Source organism: Actinoplanes sp. L3-i22, from assembly GCF_019704555.1.
Taxonomy (GTDB): Bacteria; Actinomycetota; Actinomycetes; order Mycobacteriales; family Micromonosporaceae; genus Actinoplanes.
On the sequence record NZ_AP024745.1, the window covers coordinates 697,747 to 715,013 of the forward strand.

The following is a 17,267-nucleotide window of genomic DNA, read 5'->3' on the forward strand; positions in this document are numbered from 1 at the left end:
ATGCCCACGCCCACGAAGGGTGCCCGCCTCGGCGGCAGCCCGGCCCACGAGAAGCTCATCCTGGCCAACCTGGCCACCGAGCTCTTCCGGCACGGGAAGATCAAGACCACCGAGACGAAGGCCAAGCGGCTCCGTCCGCTGGCCGAGCAGCTCATCACGAAGGCCAAGCGTGGCGACCTGCACGCCCGTCGCCGGGTGCTGGGCACCGTGAAGGACAAGGACGTCGTGTACGCCCTGTTCGAGCAGATCGCTCCGCGGTACACCGGTCGTCCCGGTGGCTACACCCGGATCACCAAGACCGGTCCCCGCAAGGGCGACGCCGCTCCGATGGCGATCATCGAGCTGGTCGAGGAGGCTCCGGTCGTGGCCACCACCGCGCCCGCCGCCAAGGCTGCCGCTCGCAAGGCCGCCGCGCAGCAGGACAAGCTCGAGGCGCTGGCCCCGGAGGAGACGGTTCCGGCCGCCGCCGCCGACCAGGACGCCGAGGCTCCGGTCAGCGCTTCCGGTGACAAGGGCGCCGAGGGCGACGACACCAAGGCCTGATCTTCGCCTTATCGAAAGGCCCGGCATCCGCTTCAGGGTGCCGGGCCTTTCGCTTTCCCGGGACGAAACCATAAAAAACGACTATTCGGTACGGCCTGTGCACCGGTCCCGTGGCAACGGGCCCGCGAGGCGGGCGGTGGCCGAGGCCGAGGAGCGCGCTGCGGCATGACCGAGACCATCCGGCTACGACTCGACGTCTCCTACGACGGCGCCGACTTCTCCGGCTGGGCGGCCCAGCCGGGACGTCGTACCGTCGCGGGGGTTTTGACCGAAGCCCTTCATCGTCTTTTGGGCGCCGGCGGCGAGCAGTGGCCGCTCGGACTGACCGTGGCCGGGCGGACCGACGCCGGGGTGCACGCCTCGGGTCAGGTGTGTCACATCGAGCTGCCGGCCGAGCGCTACGCGGAGCTGGCCGGGTCGCTGGTGCGCCGGCTGGGCGGGCTGATGCCGCCGGACGCGCGGGTCAAGGGCGTGGTGCCGGTGCCGGACACGTTCGACGCGCGGTTCTCGGCGACGTTCCGCCGCTACGAGTACCGGGTCTGTGACGACGGCTGGGGGCCGGAGCCGCTGCGGCGTTACGACACCCTGGGCTGGCCGCGCCCGCTCGACCTGGACCGGCTGAACGCGGCCGCCGCCGGGCTGCTCGGCGAGCACGACTTCGCCGCGTTCTGCAAGCGCAAGGAGCACGCCACCACGATCCGCGCGATCAACCGGCTGGACTGGCGCCGCGAGGCGGACCGGACGCTGGTGGCGACCGTGCAGGCCGACGCGTTCTGCCAGGCGATGGTCCGCAGCCTGGTCGGCGCGATGCTCGCGGTCGGCGAGGGCCGCCGGGAGCCGGACTGGCCGGCGAAGCTGCTCACCCTGCGGGAACGGTCCAGCGAGGTGACCGTGGCCGCGGCGAACGGGCTGACCCTGGTCGAGGTCGGCTACCCGGACCAGGCCGAGTACGCCGCCCGCGCGGACGCCACCCGCCGCCTGCGCGCCTAGGACCGGCCCTAGGAACGCCGGTCCAGGACCTGCTCGGTCAGGTACGTGTCGAGCAGCCGCTCGGTCAGCGCCGGCAACCCGGGATCGCCGCTCGCGACCGGCTCCCCGCCCGGGCCGGTGATCAGGCAGTAGACCAGGTAGTGGCCGTGCGCGCGCCAGCCGATCGGGGTGCCCGGCGCGGTCGGCTCGCCGGTGATCCCGGTGAAGCTGCCGTCGTCCGCCTCGACCAGCCGGCCGACCTGCTCGCCGACCGCCGCGGCGCTCTGCGAGTCGGCCAGGTTGAGGACGCCGGCGGTCAGCTCGTAGCCGCTCTCCGGGGTGGTCATCGCGGCCCGGACGGCCTGCGAACATCCGTACCCGGAAATCGCCGAGCGCAAGGCGCCGGTCACCGCAAGCGTGCAATCGGCCTGGTCGGACGTGGTGGTGATCCGGAAGCCGGCGGCGCCGGCCGGGAAGACCTCGGCGACCGTGAGCGGCCGCGGATCGGCCGCGCGCGAACTGATCGCCTGCTCGGCCTCGGCGGCCGGGTCGCTCGGCTCGTCGCTGACCACCAGGAACCCGGACACCAGGAAGATGCCGAGGACGATCAGTGCGGCCAGGCCGCGGGTGAGAAGGGTCATGATCGGGTACGGATCACGCCGCACGTGCCGCTGTGGACGAACCCGGACCGGGTGCCGATGCTGGCCGGAGGATCGCGGAAGCTGCCGGACCAGGAATGCCGGGGCGGCGCGGTGCGCGGAGCGCGTCGGGAGGGCGAACCGCATGGGCACAAGTTAGGAGCGCACGTCGGTCAATGAACGCACAGCCTGTCCGGCACCCCGAGGTTCCCGCCGCGTTGTGACGCGGGAAACTGACAGGGTGACCGCCGAGCATTACTTCAGCACCGACCCGGACGCCCCGATGCGCCGCAACGAGATCGAGTTCAGCGTGGCCGGCCGGGACTACCGGCTCGCCGTCGCCGCCGGGGTGTTCTCCGCCGGGCGGCTGGACCCCGGGACCGCGGTGCTGCTGCGCAAAGCGGCGCTGCCCGGCCCGGCCACCACCGGCGCGCTGCTCGACATCGGCTGCGGGTACGGGCCGATCACCTGCGTGCTGGCCACCGAGGCGCCCGCGACGACCGTCTACGCGATCGACGTGAACTCCCGCGCCCGCGACCTGACCAGCGAGAACGCCGCCACACTGAAGCTCGCCGGGCGGGTCCGGGTGAGCGCGCCGGACGACGTCCCCACCGGGGTGGAGTTCGCGCAGATCTGGAGCAACCCGCCCACCCACGTCGGCAAGGCCGAGCTGCGCGCGCTGATGGCGCGCTGGCTGCCCCGGCTCGCCCCGGACGGGGTCGCCTGGCTGGTGATCAACCGGAACCTCGGGGGTGACTCGCTGCACACCTGGCTGGTCGAGAAGGGCTGGCGGGTGGAGCGAATCGCCAGCCAGAAGGGCTTCCGGGTGTTGCGGGTGACGGCAAAACCGGCTGCCATCTGACCTCGAAACCGGGCAGGATGCCGGGCATGGGTTATGTGGATGTCTCCGGCGTCGGTTTCGTGCTGCCGGACGGTCGTGAGCTGTTCACCGACGTGTCGTTCCGGGTCGGCGAGGGGGCCAAGGTCGCGCTGGTCGGTCCGAACGGGGCGGGCAAGACCACGCTGCTGCGGACCGTGGCCGGTGACCTCCCGACCCAGAGCGGGACAGTCGCGCGGTCCGGCGGGCTCGGCGTGATGCGCCAGTTCATCGGCATGATCGGCGACGACCGGACGCTGGAGGACATGGCGTTGTCCCTGGTCGCGCCGCCGCTGCGGGAGGCCGGTGCTCGACTTGCCAAGGCCACCGAGGGGCTGGACGAGACCGAGAAGAGTCAGATCGCGTACGCGAACGCCCTCGCCCACTGGGGTGAGGTCGGCGGGTACGACGCCGAGGTGCTCTTCGACACCGTCGCCGTCTCCATCCTGGGCAAGCCGTGGGACGAGGCGCGCAGCCGGATCGTGCGGACCCTCTCCGGCGGCGAGCAGAAGCGGTTCGCCCTCGACCTGCTGCTCCGTGGCGGTGACGAGGTGCTGCTGCTCGACGAGCCGGACAACTTCCTCGACGTGCCCGCCAAACGCTGGCTGGAGCAGCGGATCCGCGAGTCGAACAAGGCGATCCTCTACATCTCGCACGACCGGGAGCTGCTGGCCCAGACCGCCGACCGGGTGGTCGCGGTCGAGGGCGGCGGCGCGTGGACCCATCCCGGCGGGTTCGCCTCCTGGCACGAGGCCCGCTCCAACCGGCACGAGCGGATGGAGGAGCTGCGCCGGCGCTGGGACGAGGAGCACGAGAAGCTTCGCGAGCTGGTCTTCACGCTGAAGAATAAGGCGATGTTCAACGACGGCCTGGCCTCGCGTTACCAGGCCGCGCAGACCCGGCTGCGCAAGTTCGAGGAGGCCGGCAAGCCGCCGCTGCCGCCCAAGGAGCAGTCGGTCCGGATGAATCTGCGCGGCGGCCGCACCGGCAAGCGTTCGGTGATCTGCGAGCAGCTCGAGCTGGAGAACCTGACGTTCCCGTTCGACCTGGAGATCTGGTACGGCGACCGGGTCGCCGTGCTGGGCGCGAACGGCACCGGCAAGTCGCACTTCCTGCGCCTGCTCGCGGCCGGCGGCAGCGAACCCGACCTGGAGCACCAGCCGGTCGACGGGGCGCCGCTCGCGCACGTGAAGCACAACGGGGTCGCCCGGCTCGGTGCCCGGGTCCGGCCCGGCCACTTCTCGCAGACCCACGACCGGCCCGAGCTGGTGGAGAAGACCCTGGTCGAGATCCTCTGGCGGGGTGACGAACATCGCTCCGGGATGGACCGGGCCGGCTCGATGAAGCACCTGAGCCGCTACGAGCTGTCCACCCAGGGCGATCAGCGTTTCGGGACGCTCTCCGGTGGGCAGCAGGCGCGGTTCCTGGTGCTGTTGCTGGAGCTCTCCGGGGCGACGTTGCTGCTGCTCGACGAGCCGACCGACAACCTGGACCTGGCCTCGGCGGAGGCGTTGGAGGAGGGGCTGAAGGCGTTCGACGGCACCGTGATCGCGGTCACCCACGACCGCTGGTTCACCCGTTCCTTCGACCGTTTCGTCCTGTTCCGCAGCGACAACGAAGTTGTCGAGGTCCCCGAACCGGTCTGGGACGTCCGCTAGCTTTTATCGTCACGGACTGGTTAGAGTCCGGTTACAAGAAACCCCACGGGAGTCCGAGCATCGGGCTGAGAGGGGGGCTGACGCTGCCCCCGACCGTAGAACCTGATCCGGGTAATGCCGGCGCAGGGAGGAGTGCGTCATGGACGCTGTTTCGTTTCCCAGGTTGCACGTCATCACCGATGACCTCGACGTCGTCCGCGGCGTCGCGCGACCGGGCGTGGCGATTCAGATCAGGGTCAAGACCAACGACAATTCGGCGTACGCGTTGACCGTCGCGGCCGTGGCGATCTGCCGGGCAGCCGGAGCGATGTGCCTGGTCAACGACCGTCTCGGGGTCGCGCTCGCGGCCGGTGCGGACGGCGTGCACGTCGGCGCCGAGGACCTGCCGGTCGCGGCCGTGCGACGGGTGGCCGGGCCGGATCTGGTGGTCGGCGCGACCTGCCGGACTCCGGAGCAGGCCCGGGCCGCGGTCGCCGACGGCGCGACCTACCTCGGGGTCGGTCCGGCCTTCGAGACGTCCACGAAGGACGGCCTGCCACCACCACTCGGGGTCGACCGGATCGGGGTCGTCGCGGCCGCCGTCCCGGGGACCCCGGTGCTGGCCATCGGCGGGATCACGGTCGAGCGGGCGGCCCGGTTCGCCGGCCGGGTGCACGGGATCGCGGCGGTCTCCGCGTTCGCGACCGATCCGGCGGGCGCGGCCGCGGCGTTTCTGAAGATCTGGGGAGCGGCCTCCCCGGCGGTCGCGGCATGAGGGTCGCGGTCGTCGGCGGCGGGATCATCGGGCTGGCCGTCGGGGCCGACCTGCTGCGCCGCGGGGCGGACGTCACGGTCTACGACCCGGCGCCGGACGGGATCGACGGCGCCTGGCACGTGGCCGCCGGGATGCTCGCGCCGGGCGGCGAGTCGGTCTTCGAGTTTCCGCGGCTGGAACACCTGCTGGACGCGTCCAACGCGCGGTGGCCGGAGTTCGCGGCCGGCCTCGGCGACGTCGGGTACGACGACGCCGGCACCCTCGGGGTGGCGCTGACCGCGGACGACGTCACCGAGATGGCGCGCGAGTGGCGGCATCAGAAGCTGTCCCCGCTGACCGGCTCGCAGCTGCGGGAGCGGGAGCCGGGGTTGTCGCCGCGGGTCCGGGCCGGCGCCTACGCGCCGGACGAGCGCCAGGTGGACCCCCGTCGGGTGGTCGCCGCGCTGCGGAACGTCCTGCATGGACGGTTGGTGCCCCGGCTGGTCGACGACGTGTCGGCACTGGACGCCGACGCCGTGGTGGTCGCGGCCGGCTGCGGCACCGCGGCGCTCACCGGGCTCCCGATCCGGCCGGTCAAAGGCCAGGTCCTGCGGCTCCGCGGGGAGCCCGGACTGCTGACCCACGTGCTCGACGGGGCCGCCGACGGCCGGCACGTCTACCTGGTCCCGCGCGCCGACGGCGAGGTGGTCGTCGGCGCCACCCAGGAGGAGCGGACCGACCGTACGCCCACCGCCGGCGCCGTCCACGACCTGCTGCGCGCCGCCCTCGACCTGGTCCCGGGCCTCGCCGAGCACGAGCTCACCGAGGTCACCGTCGGGCACCGGCCCGGCACCCCGGACAACGCGCCGATCCTCGGCCGGCTCCGGGACGGCGTCTTCGTGGCCGCCGGGCACTACCGCAACGGGGTGCTGCTCGCCCCGATCACCGCGCGGCTGATCGCCGACCTGGTGCTCACCGGGACGGCCGACCCGATCATCGACGACTTCACCCCCGGGAGGTTCGGATGCGCCTGATCGTCAACGGCCGGCACCAGACGCGGCCGGAGTCCTGCTCGGTGGCCGTGCTGGTCGCCGAGATCACCGACGCGCACCGCGGGGTCGCGGTCGCCGTGAACGGCTCGGTCGTGCCGCGCTCCACCTGGGCGCAGGTCGACCTGACCGACGGCGACGCGGTCGAGGTGCTCACCGCGGCCCAGGGCGGTTGATCATGAGCGGGATCATCGTCGATGACGCGGGCGTGCGGGGTGCCGCGGACATTTCGGACGCGGGATCGGGCGGGCTGCTGCCGGCGAACGGGCTGATCCTCGGGACCGGCGGGGCGAACAGCCTGGCCGCGCTCGAGGAGGCGATCGTCGCCTCCGGGACCGACCTGGTCACCGTCGCGCTGCGCCGGGTCGAGGCGGCCGGGCCCGGGCTGCTGCCGATGCTGGACCGGCTCGGCGTGCGGATCCTGCCGAACACGGCCGGCTGCTTCACCGCCGGCGACGCGGTCAAGACGGCCCGGATGGCCCGCGAGGCGTTCGGGACGGACCTGATCAAGCTGGAGGTGATCGGCGACGAGCGGACCCTGCTGCCCGACGGCGTCGAGCTGCTCCGGGCCGCGGAGGTGCTGGTCGCGGACGGGTTCACGGTGCTGCCGTACACCACCGACGACCCGATCCTGGCCCGTCGGCTGGCCGACGCGGGCTGCGCCGCGGTGATGCCGGCCGGCTCGCCGATCGGCTCCGGCCTGGGCATCGCCAACCCGCACCACATCGAGCTGATCCGGCAGAACGTCGACGTCCCGGTGGTCCTGGACGCCGGCATCGGCACCGCCTCGGACGCCACGCTCGCGATGGAGCTGGGCTGCGACGCGGTGCTGGTGGCCAGCGCGATCACCCGGGCCGACGAGCCGGCGGTGATGGCCGCGGCGATGCGGCACGCGGTCGAGGCCGGGCGCCTGGCCCGCCGGGCCGGACGGATCCCGCGCCGCTTCCACGCACTCGCGTCCACTTCGGACGACGGGATCCCGGTGTGGTGACCCCCGGCGGGCTCGTCGTGCTCACCGATCGGCGGTCCGCTGCCGGGCCGCTGGTGGAGACGATCGCGGCCGCCGTACGCGGTGGCGCCGCCTGGATCGTGCTCCGCGAACGTGACCTCCCCCGGGACCAGCGCCTCCAGCTGGCCGAACAGCTCCGCTCGGTGGTGCCCGCCGGCCGGCTGATCGTTTCCGGACCCGACCCGCTCGGCGGGACCGCGGTGCACCTGGCCGCGGCGGATCCGGTGCCGGCCGGGGTGCCGCTGGTCGGGCGGTCGTGGCACGGCACCGAGCCCCGGTCCGATGTGGACTACGTGACGCTGTCGCCGATCTACCCGACCTCGACCAAGCCGGGGTACGGCCCCGCGCTCGGTGCCGCCCGGGCCGCCGAGCTGGCCGGGGACCTGCCGTGGCTGGCGCTCGGCGGGGTGGACTCGGCGGCCCGGGCGGCCGAGTGCGCGGGCGCGGGCGCGGCCGGGATCGCGGTGCTCGGAGCGATCATGCGGGCGGCGAATCCGGAGCGGGTGGCGCGCACGCTGGCCGGCTCGTTCGGCGCCGTGGCGGTGGGCGCGTGACGCCGCCGGTGGTGCTGACGATCGCCGGGTCGGACTCCGGCGGGGGCGCCGGGATCCAGGCGGATCTCAAGACGTTCGCGGCGCTGGGGGCGTACGGGACCTCGGTGCTCACCGCGATCACGGCGCAGAACACGCTCGGGGTGACCGGGATCCACCCGGTGCCGGCGGAGGTGGTGGCCGCGCAGCTCGACGCCGTGCTCAACGACTTCGAGGTGGCGGCGGTCAAGGTCGGGATGATCGCCGATCGGGCCGTGGCCCAGGTGATCGCGGATCGGGCCGCCGACCTGCCGCATCTGGTGGTGGATCCGGTGCTGGTGGCCACGTCGGGCAGCCGGCTCGGGGCGGCGTCGGTGGTGGCGGTGCTCATGCCGTACGCCCAAGTCGTGACGCCGAACCGGCAGGAGGCCGGCGCCCTCGCCGGACGCCGGGTCGAGACCACCTCGGAGATGGCCGCGGCAGCGGCGGAATTGGCCGCGACCGGGCCGCGCGCCGTGGTCGTGACCGGCAGTGAGCTCGCGGTCGACGTGCTCTGGCACGGCGGCGTCGTCACCGAACTGCACGGGGAATCCGTGCCGACACCGAACAACCACGGGTCGGGGTGCACGTTCTCCTCGGCGATCGCGGTGCGGCTGGCCATGGGTGATGCCGTTCCGGACGCGATCGCCGCGGCCAAGGAGTACGTGACCGGGGCGCTGCGCGGCGGCGCCGGGTGGCAACTGGGCGCCGGGCCCGGGCCGCTCGACCACTTCTTCGTCCGTTAAGAACCCCCGGAGATGTCCGGCGGATCCGTGCTGCCATTTTCCGCCGGTTTTATACCTATTTAGGAGGAAGCATGAGGCGCAAGGTCTACGTGGAGGGCTCCCGTCCGGAGATCCGCGTGCCGTTCACCGAGGTGGTGCTGACCGGCGACATCCCGCCGGTCCGGCTCTACGACACCGCCGGCCCGGGCAGCGACCCGTCACAAGGCTTGCCCGAGCTGCGCAAGCCGTGGTGGGACGGGCGAACCCAGCTCGCCGCCGCGCGGGCCGGGGACATCACGCCGGAGATGGAGTTCGTCGCGGTCCGCGAGGGCTGCACGCCGGAGCTCGTCCGCGACGAGATCGCCGCCGGGCACGCGGTGCTGCCGGTCAACCGCAAGCACCCGGAGTCCGAGCCGATGATCATCGGGACGAAGTTCCTGGTGAAGGTCAACGCGAACATCGGCACCTCGGCGGTCACCTCGTCGGTCGCCGAAGAGGTGGAGAAGCTCACCTGGGCCACCCGGTGGGGTGCGGACACCGTGATGGACCTGTCCACCGGCCCGCGGATCCACGAGACCCGCGAGTCGATCGTCCGGAACTCACCGGTGCCGATCGGGACCGTGCCGATCTACCAGGCCCTCGAGAAGGTCGGCGGGGATCCGCTCAAGTTGTCCTGGGAGCTGTTCCGGGAGACCGTGATCGAGCAGGCCGAACAGGGCGTCGACTACATGACGATCCACGCGGGCGTGCTCCTGGAGTACGTCCCACTGGCGGCCGAGCGGGTCACCGGCATCGTCTCGCGCGGCGGGTCGATCATGGCGGCCTGGTGTCTCGCCGGGCACCGGCAGAACTTCCTCTACACGCACTTCCGCGAACTGTGCGAGATCTTCCGGGAGTACGACATCACGTTCTCGCTCGGCGACGGGCTGCGCCCCGGCTCGATCGCGGACGCCAACGACGAGGCCCAGTTCGCCGAACTGCGCACGCTCGGCGAGCTGACCCACATCGCCTGGGAGTACGACGTCCAGGTGATGGTCGAAGGGCCCGGCCACGTCCCGATGCACAAGATCAAGGAGAACGTCGACCTGCAGGTGGAGCTGTGCGGCGGGGCGCCCTTCTACACCCTCGGGCCGCTGACCACCGACATCGCGCCCGCCTACGACCACATCACGTCCGCGATCGGGGCCGCGATGATCGGGATGTTCGGGACCGCGATGCTCTGCTACGTGACGCCCAAGGAACATCTCGGGTTGCCGAACAAGGAGGACGTCAAGGCCGGGATGATCGCTTACAAGATCGCGGCCCACGCGGCGGATCTCGCCAAGGGGCATCCCGGGGCGCAGGACTGGGACGACGCGTTGTCGCACGCGCGGTTCGAGTTCCGCTGGGAGGACCAGTTCGAGCTGGCCCTGGACCCGGGGACGGCGCGGGCCTATCACGACGAGACACTGCCGGCGGCGCCGGCGAAGACCGCGCATTTCTGCTCGATGTGCGGGCCCAAGTTCTGCTCGATGAAGATCAGTCATGAGTTGCGGGCGGCGGGGATGAAGGCCAAGTCTTCGGAGTTCGTGGATGGGGGTGGGCGGGTCTACCTGCCTGTTACGCCTTAGTTCTGGGTCTTGTGCCTAGTCTTTCGGGTCTTTCGTCGGGTCTTTCGTCGGGTCTTTTGTCGGCAGGAAATCGAAGACCGGGTCGCGTGAGGCGGTGCGCTTTGCCACGCGCTCCTTGCGGGCCCGGTCCGCTGCGGCCTGGTCCTCCTCGGCCTTGCGGGCGATCGCCTGCTCCAAGACCCGGTTGCGCTCGGCCAGCTCTTCGGCGGCGGTGCGTTGTGCGGTCACGTCTGCGGTTGCTTTCTGCTCGGCGAAGGTCATCGTGGCTTTTCGCTCGGCCAGTTTCTCGGCGGTCTGCACTTCGGTGGCCTGCTGTTCGGCGGCGAGCTCTTCGATGGCTTGCCGCCGGGCGGCCAGGTCGGCGGCGGTCAGCTCGGGGGTGGTCGGCTCGGGGACGGTCAGCTCGGGGGTGGTCGGCTCGGGGATGGTCGGCTCTTTGGCGGCCTCGCCATCAGCCGTGGCAGCCCTCCGGCCGGCGGCGATCTTGCCGGCCTCGGTGGCCGCGCGGGCCGCAGCCGTCTCCCGGCCCGGGATGACCTTGCCGGCCTGCGCGGTCTTGCCGGCCTGCGCGGTCTTGCCGGGCTGGGCGTTCTTGTTGGGCTGGGCGGTCTTGCTGGCGGTTGCTTTTTTGGCGGGCCTGCGTGCGGCGGGAGTGGCCTGCGGCTCCGCTTTCGTGTCCAACTTTGCGGCGGCCTTGGGCGCCGGGTTTGCTTCGGGCGCCGGGCTCGCCTTGGGCGCCGGGCTCGCCTTGGGGGCCGGGCCCGCCTTCGGCGTCGGGCTTGCCTGAGGCGTTGGGCCTGTTTGGGGCGTTGGGCTTGTTTGGGGCGCTGGGCTTGCCTCGGCCTTCGCTGACGCTTCGGCCTCGACGGCGGCGGGCGCGGGCTTGCGGACGCGGGGCTTGCGGCGGGCGGTCGGCTTCGGTGGTCCAGCGGGGCTTTCCGCCGCCGGCTCCTCCTTCGGTACGGCCATTGCCGCGCCGACCTCTGCCGGGGCCGGGGTCTCCGGCGCTTTCTCGGCGAGGGCTTCGGGCTGCGGGTCTGTCTTCCGGACACGTTTGCGCGAACGCCGGGCCGGCTCATCACGGGTCGTAGCAGCGGCTTCAACCACTGCGCTCTCCGCCTTTTCCGACTTCTCCGCTTTTTCAGCTTTTTCAGCTTTTTCTGCGGCGGGCCTGTCCTGCTCGTTCTTCGGCGTCGCTGTCGATCCCCCGGCTTCGGCGATGACCTCAGGAGCTGCCGCCTCGGTCGTTGCCGCCACGAACCGAACCACCGGTGCCGCTACCCGGCGCACGAGAGCCTTCGTCTGGATCACCTGGATCGCGGATGTCTCCGCCCGAGTTGTGGGCGTTTCCCCCGGGTCCGTCGGCGCTTCGGTCTGGGCCGTCTCGTTTGCGGGGATTTCTTCCCGGGGCGCAGGCGGATTGGACTCCGGCTCGTCGTCCGCCGCGAGTTCGCCTTCGACCTCGGGAGCCGACGCGGTGCCTGCCGGCTGCTCGTTTTCGCTCTCGGGCTTGTCGCGTCGATCAGTTTCGGCAGGTAGGTCAGCTACCGCTTCAGGCGTTCCAGCCTGCTCCGGCGTCGGTTCCCCTACCTGCTCGGGCTTGGCCTGCTCGTCGGGCTTATCCGGCTCGGCCTGCGCGGCGGGCTGCTCGGGCTCGGCCTGCGCGGCGGGCTGCTCGGGCTCGGCCTGCGCGGCGGGCTGCTCGGGCTCGGCCTGCGCGGCGGGCTGCTCGGGCTCGACATGCTCGGACTCGGTTTGTTTGGCGGGCCGCTCGGGCTCGACGTGCTCGGGCTCGGTTTGTTTGGCGGGCCGCGCGGACTCGGTCTGTGCGGTGGCCTGCTCGGGCTCGGTTTGTGTGGTGGGCGGCTTCGAGTCGGTTTGGCTGTGGGGTTCGGTTGAGTCGGCTTGTTCCGCGGGCTGTTTGGCGGCGGCTACCGAGGCGATGCCGAGGGCTGCCGACTTCTGGGCGCGGCGGGCGGCCGGGTGGGGCATACCGGCGAGCGGCGGCTTTGCGGTGGCGGGTCGGGCCGGGACGATCCGGTACCGGTAGAGGACCCCGTCATCCCGGACCACGAAATCATCGGCACCGTCGGGGCGGGTCCAGGTAAGGATCATCTGCCCGTACTTCTCGGCCAGCTTCACCAGCGCCGGCACCGACGCCACGGTGACCACCGCCTCGCCCTGCTTACTGGTCATCGGCTCGACCGGCACCAGCAGATGCCCATACCGCCGCTGAATCTGCGCCCGGCTCGCCAAAGGGACATGTCGAAGCGCCGCCAACCCGATCCCGATCGCCCCGGCCACGGCGATCAAAAGCAGCCAGACTGCATACCGTCGAGCTTCGCCGGCGGTCATCAGATCTCGTCCGAGCACGCTGATCTGCCGGGGATAGACCCCTCCGCCGGTTGTCGACCCCGACTGGTCGACAACCAGGCTTGCCGCATTGCTGGTGAGGTTCAACTGCAGTGAGTCGAGCGCGAGTCCCAGCTGGGGTTCGAAGGACGTGCCGTCACCATGCTGAACGTGTGCGGTGACCGAGATGGTGATCGCGCCGAGATCGGCGCCGATCGCCTTGCCCGCTTCAGTAGCCCGTTCTTGTAGCCCATCCAGGTCAAGCGTGACCGTGCCGGTGTATCGATCGGCGGTGAACTGCCGGGGCTGGGACAGCTGGATAGTGGAGTGCCAGCCTCCCTGTGCGACCAGCCGTGCGCCTACGTCGATTCGACCGGGTTTCCCCCGGTACTGCATCTGTAAGTCGACGAACTTGGCGAGCTGCCGATAGATGGGATCGGGGGAGTAGGCGACTGTGCCGTCATAGGCCGCGGAAGGCGTCACCTTCGCGGAGTAGGAGAAGGTCATCGACTCGGCGGCCTCGGAAGTGCTGACTGCGACCTGCGTGGCCGGTTTCAGCCAGCCGAGGACGCCCAGCAGGAGGCCGGCCAGCGCGAACAGTGCGGTGACAACGGCAACGATGCGGAAGACGGGGTGCAGTCGGCCGATGGCTTTGACGACGACTGCGGCAGCCGACCAGGTACCGCCTCCACCTGCCATGCCCGTCGTCCTCTTCTTGCGATGCCCGCGCGCAAGTTGCCTGCGGGTTTTGGCCGTGGCAGCGCCACCGACGAATAGGAATCCGAGCATGCCCAGCGCTGTCGGGCTGAGAAGCGGTCGTAACCAGATTCCGCCGTGGGGAACGTGGAGGACCGGGCGACCGATGAGTTCGTCCGCAGTGGGATGGGTGATGTCGATCGACTGATTGTTGTCGCCTTTGAAGGTATAACCGCCGACACCGTCGCCGCCGATGATCCGGTGCAGGACCTCCGCGCTCTCAGGGCCATGGTATGCGGCTATGTCGCCGACGGAATAGAAATCGGGTTTGGCAAGGATGACGAGGTCGCCCGCGTAGTAGACGGGGTTCATGCTGATGCCGTGCGTCACTACGTAAGAAATGCGATGGGTGCCGACCGCCCACACGCCAAAGGCCGCCATCGCGAGGATGGCGGCCAAGGCGATACGTCGGACTGACTTGGGGATGGTGCCTCCGTCTACGACCCTAGGGTCACTGTAGGGAGGCGGTATCCGCCATATGTCGGTTTCGTGCTACGCCACGGTGATGGTCAGGTCCTTGATGTTGGTCTTGTAACCGGTGGGTGCGGCGTAGGAAGTTCCAACCTTGCAGTTGGAGGTGAAGTTCGCCTGGGTGGCCTGGCAGTAGATGCCGGTGGGCGTGCCCGCCCCGCCGAGGGTTCCGTCAGAGACCAGAGTGACGGCCTTGCCGGTGGGGGTGTCGGAATCGAAGGTCAGCAGGATCTCGGTTACCTGAGAGTTCGACAGGTCGGCGGTGGTGGTGAGCGCGACGGTCATGAGCGTCGCACCCGAAACAGCCTGGTGGAAGGTGCCGCCGAGGTAAGGAGTTGTGGCCACGGTGCTGGCGCCGTAGCCGGTGAAGGCGCTGCTGCCGGCGGCGACGATACCTGCGACCGCGACGCCACCAAGAAGCTGCATCATGTTCCGCATATTGAATCCCCTGTTCGTTCGGTGGTAGCCCAGCCGACCTCGTGGGTCCTGTGGCTTTGCGTCCCCGGCTTGCACCGGGTTTGCCCTTCACGCCGAGCGGACTTCGTTATCCCCTGGCACCGGGTTGTTCGGCCGTGCTGGGGCTCTGGCTAAGGGTTAGCCGGGAGAATTGCTGGTCTGATCTATCGATTCGGGGTGCCTGAGCGCCCGTCGGGTGCTAATGGTTGCGGCTCGGTTGCGGTGGGCCGCGGGGAAAGCGGCACCGACGGCGGGCCGGGTAGGAAAACGGCGCGGCGGCCGTCTTGAGACGACCGCCGCGAGCACGTACCAAATAAGGGTTCAGAGCTTGTAGAAGGTCACGTAGTGATCCGGGGTGAAGTAGGCGACCTTCGTGCTGCGATTGACCACGATCCGGTACGCGTCGCGCGAGGCGCCCTTGGCGCGGGAGTAGACGTCGTACTCGTTGTAGGTGGCCGACGGCAGGTAGCCCTCACGGTTCTGGAAGGTGCCGCCGGTGTAGTTGTAGCTGCCGTACGGCCAGGAGTACCAGCCGGAGCTGAGCGGCCAGCCCAGCGTCTGCCAGCCGGTGAAGGCGGTGCGCGCGGCCGAGCAGCGGCTGATCGTGCACGTGGAGTAGACGGCGGCCTGCGCGGCCGACGGGACGGCGAGCGCGCTGCCGGCCAGCCCGAGGATCAGGGCGAGGCTGAGCAGGACCCGGCGGGCGAGGGGTTGGGGACGGTTCACGTTCGAACTCCGATGCGACTCGGGGATGGGGCCCGGACATCGAGCATCGTGCCTGCCCCGAGCGTCCCGCGGTACCTCCCAGATGCATCATTCCATCGGAGTTTACGAATCTTTTACTGGCCGCCGAGCCCGCTCACCCAATCGACATAATCATTTTCCCGGCCAGGCTTGCGCCCGGGCGCCGGCGGGTACGGCCCGCTGATCGAGGTGGGCTCGACGATCGGTCCGCGCGGTGCGGCGACCCGGGGCTGCTCGGCGGTCATCGCGCCGTTGCGGCCGGCGGCGAAACCGTCGAAGCCGTCGCCGCCTGGCCCCTGACCTGGGCCTGGGCTCGGCGCCGGGGCCTGCGGGGGTGCGGACCGGCGACTCCGCCAGCCGCCCGAGGACGGGTTCGGCTGCTGGCCGGAGAAACGCGGCGGGTTCTCCGGGGCCGGCGCCTGCGGCGGCGGCTGGGTCGGGGTGGGCTGCGGGGGGAACGGCACGCCGCCCCGGAACGGGCTGCCGCTGCCGCCGGAGAACGGGTTGTTCGGGGTGCCCGGTGCGACGCCGATGACCCCGGTGTCGGAGGGCCGGAGCTGGTCCTCGGGGCGCAGCGCGGCGGCCGCGGCGGCCCGCGCGATGGCCGACTGGTTCGGCGCGTCCCGCTTGGGCAGCGGGGCGGGCTCCGGCTCGGCGGGCGCGGCGGCCGGGGCGGTCGAGGCTGCGGCGGCGGGGGAGGAGGCGGCGGCGGGTGCGCCCCGGACGATCGCCGCGAGCACCGAGCCGAGCACGCCGGCGCCGCACGCGGTCATCGCCGACCAGTACGGGTCGTCCTGGAACCCGGCCGCGCCGAGCTCCGGCCCGGCGACCAGGTAGGCCACGGTCAGCAGTGCCGGACCGGCCAGCCCGGCGAGCCCGGCGGCGAGCATCGACAGCCGGCGGCCGCGGGCGACGAAGCCGACGGTCAGGCCGGCGAGCAGCGCCAGGGTCGGCATGGTGAGGAACGTGGTGTGCGCGGTCAGGGCGGACGGGATCAGGCTGCCGCCGAGCACGCCGAGGTGGATCTCCGCGGCGGCGTGGCCGGGGCGCAGCGACGGGCCGACCGAGACCAGCGCGACGACCCACATCAGCACGCTCAGGGCGGCCAGGTTCCAGCGGGCGGCCGGCTTGGCGGCGGCGGCCCAGCCCGCGAAGATGCCGGCCGCGGCGCCGAGGCCGGCGGCGATGCCGATCACCAGGACCGGCTGCACCCCGGCGACCTGCGCGTCCCGCGCGGGCTGCATGGTCAGCGGCAGGACGGCCAGCGAGCCGAGACCGCCGGCGAGGCCGATCGCCAGCGCGCCACCGGCGCCGAGCGGGCGGGAGCGCCAGCGCGGCAGCAGAGCGGTGGCGACGATCGCGCCGAGTGCGGCGGCGCTCATCGTGATCCACGCGACCCAGGCGAGTTGCGCGGTCCATTGATCACGCGCAGTGACGTCCAGGATGCGATCCAGCCGGATGATGCCGAGCCCGTAGGCGATGCCGAGTTGGCCGGCTCCGACCACGGCGGCTGCCGTGGCGGTGGTGGCCAGTAGCTTCACCCAGCTCCGAATTGCCATGCCGGGCACGTTACGGAATACCGCCGCGGAAACGCCAGTGGGGGCGCGGCTTCTTAAGGCAGCCTAAAGTATGGATCTTCATTGATCGACGGAGTTCGATCAATTATGGTTACGGTCGGTCACTTGAAGGCGACGTACGGGATAGGTTGCCAGACCGACTCTCCAGAGTGGACACTGTCCGGCACGGACAGCGTGTCCGTCGCGTCGTGCCAATCCTTGCGAACGTGAGACCCCTGCTCAGAAGCCGCGGTTTCGTCAGGCGCGGGACAGGACTCTCACATAGTGGTTGGAATCGTGAAGGTGTTCGGTTGCCGTGGCCGCGGAAGTGGTCTCGGATGAGGTATTCGCGCACGTCAACGCCACGATCCCGGCTGCCGGCCGGCCCCGCGCGCGGCTACCACCTGGACAGCCGGGTGGTTTCCGGGAGGATCCAGGCTTCCCAAAACAGTCGGGGGTCTGATGAAATCGCCGCCGTGCCAGTTTCGGCACGGACCTTGCTGCGCGCGCCGGACGGGGCCGGACCGCAGCTCCCGGACGAGGCCGCGCCGG

At 71.1% G+C, this 17,267-nt stretch carries 16 protein-coding genes and 2 riboswitches; of the genes, 11 read left to right on the top strand and 5 right to left on the bottom strand.

What is annotated here, in order from left to right; translation table 11 throughout:
- Positions 1–543, top strand: coding sequence for a 50S ribosomal protein L17 (rplQ, locus tag L3i22_RS03330; protein ID WP_221325529.1), 543 nt, complete (start codon positions 1–3; stop codon positions 541–543).
- A 165-nt stretch (positions 544–708) separates the two neighbouring features.
- Positions 709–1,533: a tRNA pseudouridine(38-40) synthase TruA gene (gene truA / locus L3i22_RS03335; protein ID WP_221325530.1), complete on the top strand. Its 825-nt coding sequence runs from the start codon at positions 709–711 to the stop codon at positions 1,531–1,533.
- Between the two features lie 8 nt (positions 1,534–1,541).
- Here the strand turns inward: truA and L3i22_RS03340 are convergent, their stop codons facing one another.
- Entirely contained in the window at positions 1,542–2,297 is a 756-nt protein-coding gene (locus tag L3i22_RS03340; protein ID WP_221325531.1) for a hypothetical protein, read from the bottom strand.
- Between the two features lie 94 nt (positions 2,298–2,391).
- Between L3i22_RS03340 and L3i22_RS03345 the strand changes: the two genes are divergently transcribed.
- The 9 genes from L3i22_RS03345 to thiC all read left to right on the top strand — a co-directional run bounded on the left by L3i22_RS03345 (position 2,392) and on the right by thiC (position 10,380).
- A complete protein-coding gene (locus tag L3i22_RS03345; protein ID WP_221325532.1) occupies positions 2,392–3,012 on the top strand; it encodes a class I SAM-dependent methyltransferase in 621 nt (206 codons plus the stop codon).
- A 26-nt stretch (positions 3,013–3,038) separates the two neighbouring features.
- Positions 3,039–4,685, top strand: coding sequence for an ABC-F family ATP-binding cassette domain-containing protein (locus tag L3i22_RS03350; protein ID WP_221325533.1), 1,647 nt, complete (start codon positions 3,039–3,041; stop codon positions 4,683–4,685).
- Positions 4,686–4,720: 35 nt separating this feature from the next.
- Positions 4,721–4,831, top strand: a riboswitch (TPP riboswitch).
- Positions 4,825–5,439 (top strand): thiamine phosphate synthase, encoded by a 615-nt coding sequence (locus L3i22_RS03355; RefSeq protein ID WP_221325534.1) that lies wholly within the window; start codon positions 4,825–4,827, stop codon positions 5,437–5,439. Its footprint overlaps the riboswitch before it by 7 nt.
- Positions 5,406–6,452: a glycine oxidase ThiO gene (gene thiO / locus L3i22_RS03360; RefSeq protein WP_370644521.1), complete on the top strand. Its 1,047-nt coding sequence runs from the start codon at positions 5,406–5,408 to the stop codon at positions 6,450–6,452. The genes L3i22_RS03355 and thiO overlap by 34 nt, the downstream gene beginning before the upstream one ends.
- Positions 6,443–6,643 carry a sulfur carrier protein ThiS gene (gene thiS, locus L3i22_RS03365; RefSeq protein ID WP_221325536.1) on the top strand — a complete coding sequence of 67 codons (201 nt, stop codon included), beginning with the start codon at positions 6,443–6,445 and terminating at the stop codon, positions 6,641–6,643. Before thiO ends, thiS begins: the two co-directional genes overlap by 10 nt.
- A gap of 2 nt (positions 6,644–6,645) precedes the next feature.
- Positions 6,646–7,458, top strand: coding sequence for a thiazole synthase (locus tag L3i22_RS03370; RefSeq protein WP_255657916.1), 813 nt, complete (start codon positions 6,646–6,648; stop codon positions 7,456–7,458).
- Positions 7,452–8,030, top strand: coding sequence for a thiamine phosphate synthase (locus L3i22_RS03375; protein ID WP_221325537.1), 579 nt, complete (start codon positions 7,452–7,454; stop codon positions 8,028–8,030). The genes L3i22_RS03370 and L3i22_RS03375 overlap by 7 nt, the downstream gene beginning before the upstream one ends.
- Positions 8,027–8,791 carry a bifunctional hydroxymethylpyrimidine kinase/phosphomethylpyrimidine kinase gene (gene thiD / locus L3i22_RS03380; RefSeq protein WP_221325538.1) on the top strand — a complete coding sequence of 255 codons (765 nt, stop codon included), beginning with the start codon at positions 8,027–8,029 and terminating at the stop codon, positions 8,789–8,791. The genes L3i22_RS03375 and thiD overlap by 4 nt, the downstream gene beginning before the upstream one ends.
- A 71-nt stretch (positions 8,792–8,862) precedes the next feature.
- The gene (thiC, locus tag L3i22_RS03385) at positions 8,863–10,380 is read left to right on the top strand and encodes a phosphomethylpyrimidine synthase ThiC (RefSeq protein WP_221325539.1); all 1,518 of its coding nucleotides are present in this window, start codon (positions 8,863–8,865) and stop codon (positions 10,378–10,380) included.
- Between the two features lie 15 nt (positions 10,381–10,395).
- On the opposite strand, the gene L3i22_RS03390 is transcribed toward thiC, so the two are convergent.
- The 4 genes from L3i22_RS03390 to L3i22_RS03405 form a co-directional block, all read right to left on the bottom strand.
- Positions 10,396–13,887 (bottom strand): DUF5305 family protein, encoded by a 3,492-nt coding sequence (locus tag L3i22_RS03390; protein WP_221325540.1) that lies wholly within the window; start codon positions 13,885–13,887, stop codon positions 10,396–10,398.
- 93 nt (positions 13,888–13,980) lie between these two features.
- Positions 13,981–14,388 (bottom strand): hypothetical protein, encoded by a 408-nt coding sequence (locus tag L3i22_RS03395; RefSeq protein ID WP_221325541.1) that lies wholly within the window; start codon positions 14,386–14,388, stop codon positions 13,981–13,983.
- Positions 14,389–14,417: 29 nt separating this feature from the next.
- Positions 14,418–14,492: riboswitch (cyclic di-GMP riboswitch) on the bottom strand.
- A gap of 244 nt (positions 14,493–14,736) precedes the next feature.
- On the bottom strand, positions 14,737–15,141 hold the full coding sequence (locus L3i22_RS03400; RefSeq protein ID WP_221325542.1) for a ribonuclease domain-containing protein: 405 nt from the start codon (positions 15,139–15,141) through the stop codon (positions 14,737–14,739).
- A gap of 113 nt (positions 15,142–15,254) precedes the next feature.
- Entirely contained in the window at positions 15,255–16,718 is a 1,464-nt protein-coding gene (locus L3i22_RS03405; RefSeq protein WP_221325543.1) for a hypothetical protein, read from the bottom strand.
- Positions 16,719–17,267 lie beyond the last annotated feature (549 nt).

Bases quoted from the DNA above. Each gene is read 5' to 3' on its own strand.
- thiS (WP_221325536.1), top strand. From the start codon at position 6,443: ATGCGCCTGATCGTCAACGGCCGGCACCAGACGCGGCCGGAGTCCTGC.
- truA (WP_221325530.1), top strand. From the start codon at position 709: ATGACCGAGACCATCCGGCTACGACTCGACGTCTCCTACGACGGCGCC.
- L3i22_RS03370 (WP_255657916.1), top strand. From the start codon at position 6,646: ATGAGCGGGATCATCGTCGATGACGCGGGCGTGCGGGGTGCCGCGGAC.
- L3i22_RS03340 (WP_221325531.1), bottom strand. From the start codon at position 2,297: ATGCGGTTCGCCCTCCCGACGCGCTCCGCGCACCGCGCCGCCCCGGCA.
- rplQ (WP_221325529.1), top strand. From the start codon at position 1: ATGCCCACGCCCACGAAGGGTGCCCGCCTCGGCGGCAGCCCGGCCCAC.
- L3i22_RS03355 (WP_221325534.1), top strand. From the start codon at position 4,825: ATGGACGCTGTTTCGTTTCCCAGGTTGCACGTCATCACCGATGACCTC.
- L3i22_RS03405 (WP_221325543.1), bottom strand. From the start codon at position 16,718: ATGGCAATTCGGAGCTGGGTGAAGCTACTGGCCACCACCGCCACGGCA.
- thiC (WP_221325539.1), top strand. From the start codon at position 8,863: ATGAGGCGCAAGGTCTACGTGGAGGGCTCCCGTCCGGAGATCCGCGTG.
- L3i22_RS03395 (WP_221325541.1), bottom strand. From the start codon at position 14,388: ATGATGCAGCTTCTTGGTGGCGTCGCGGTCGCAGGTATCGTCGCCGCC.
- L3i22_RS03350 (WP_221325533.1), top strand. From the start codon at position 3,039: ATGGGTTATGTGGATGTCTCCGGCGTCGGTTTCGTGCTGCCGGACGGT.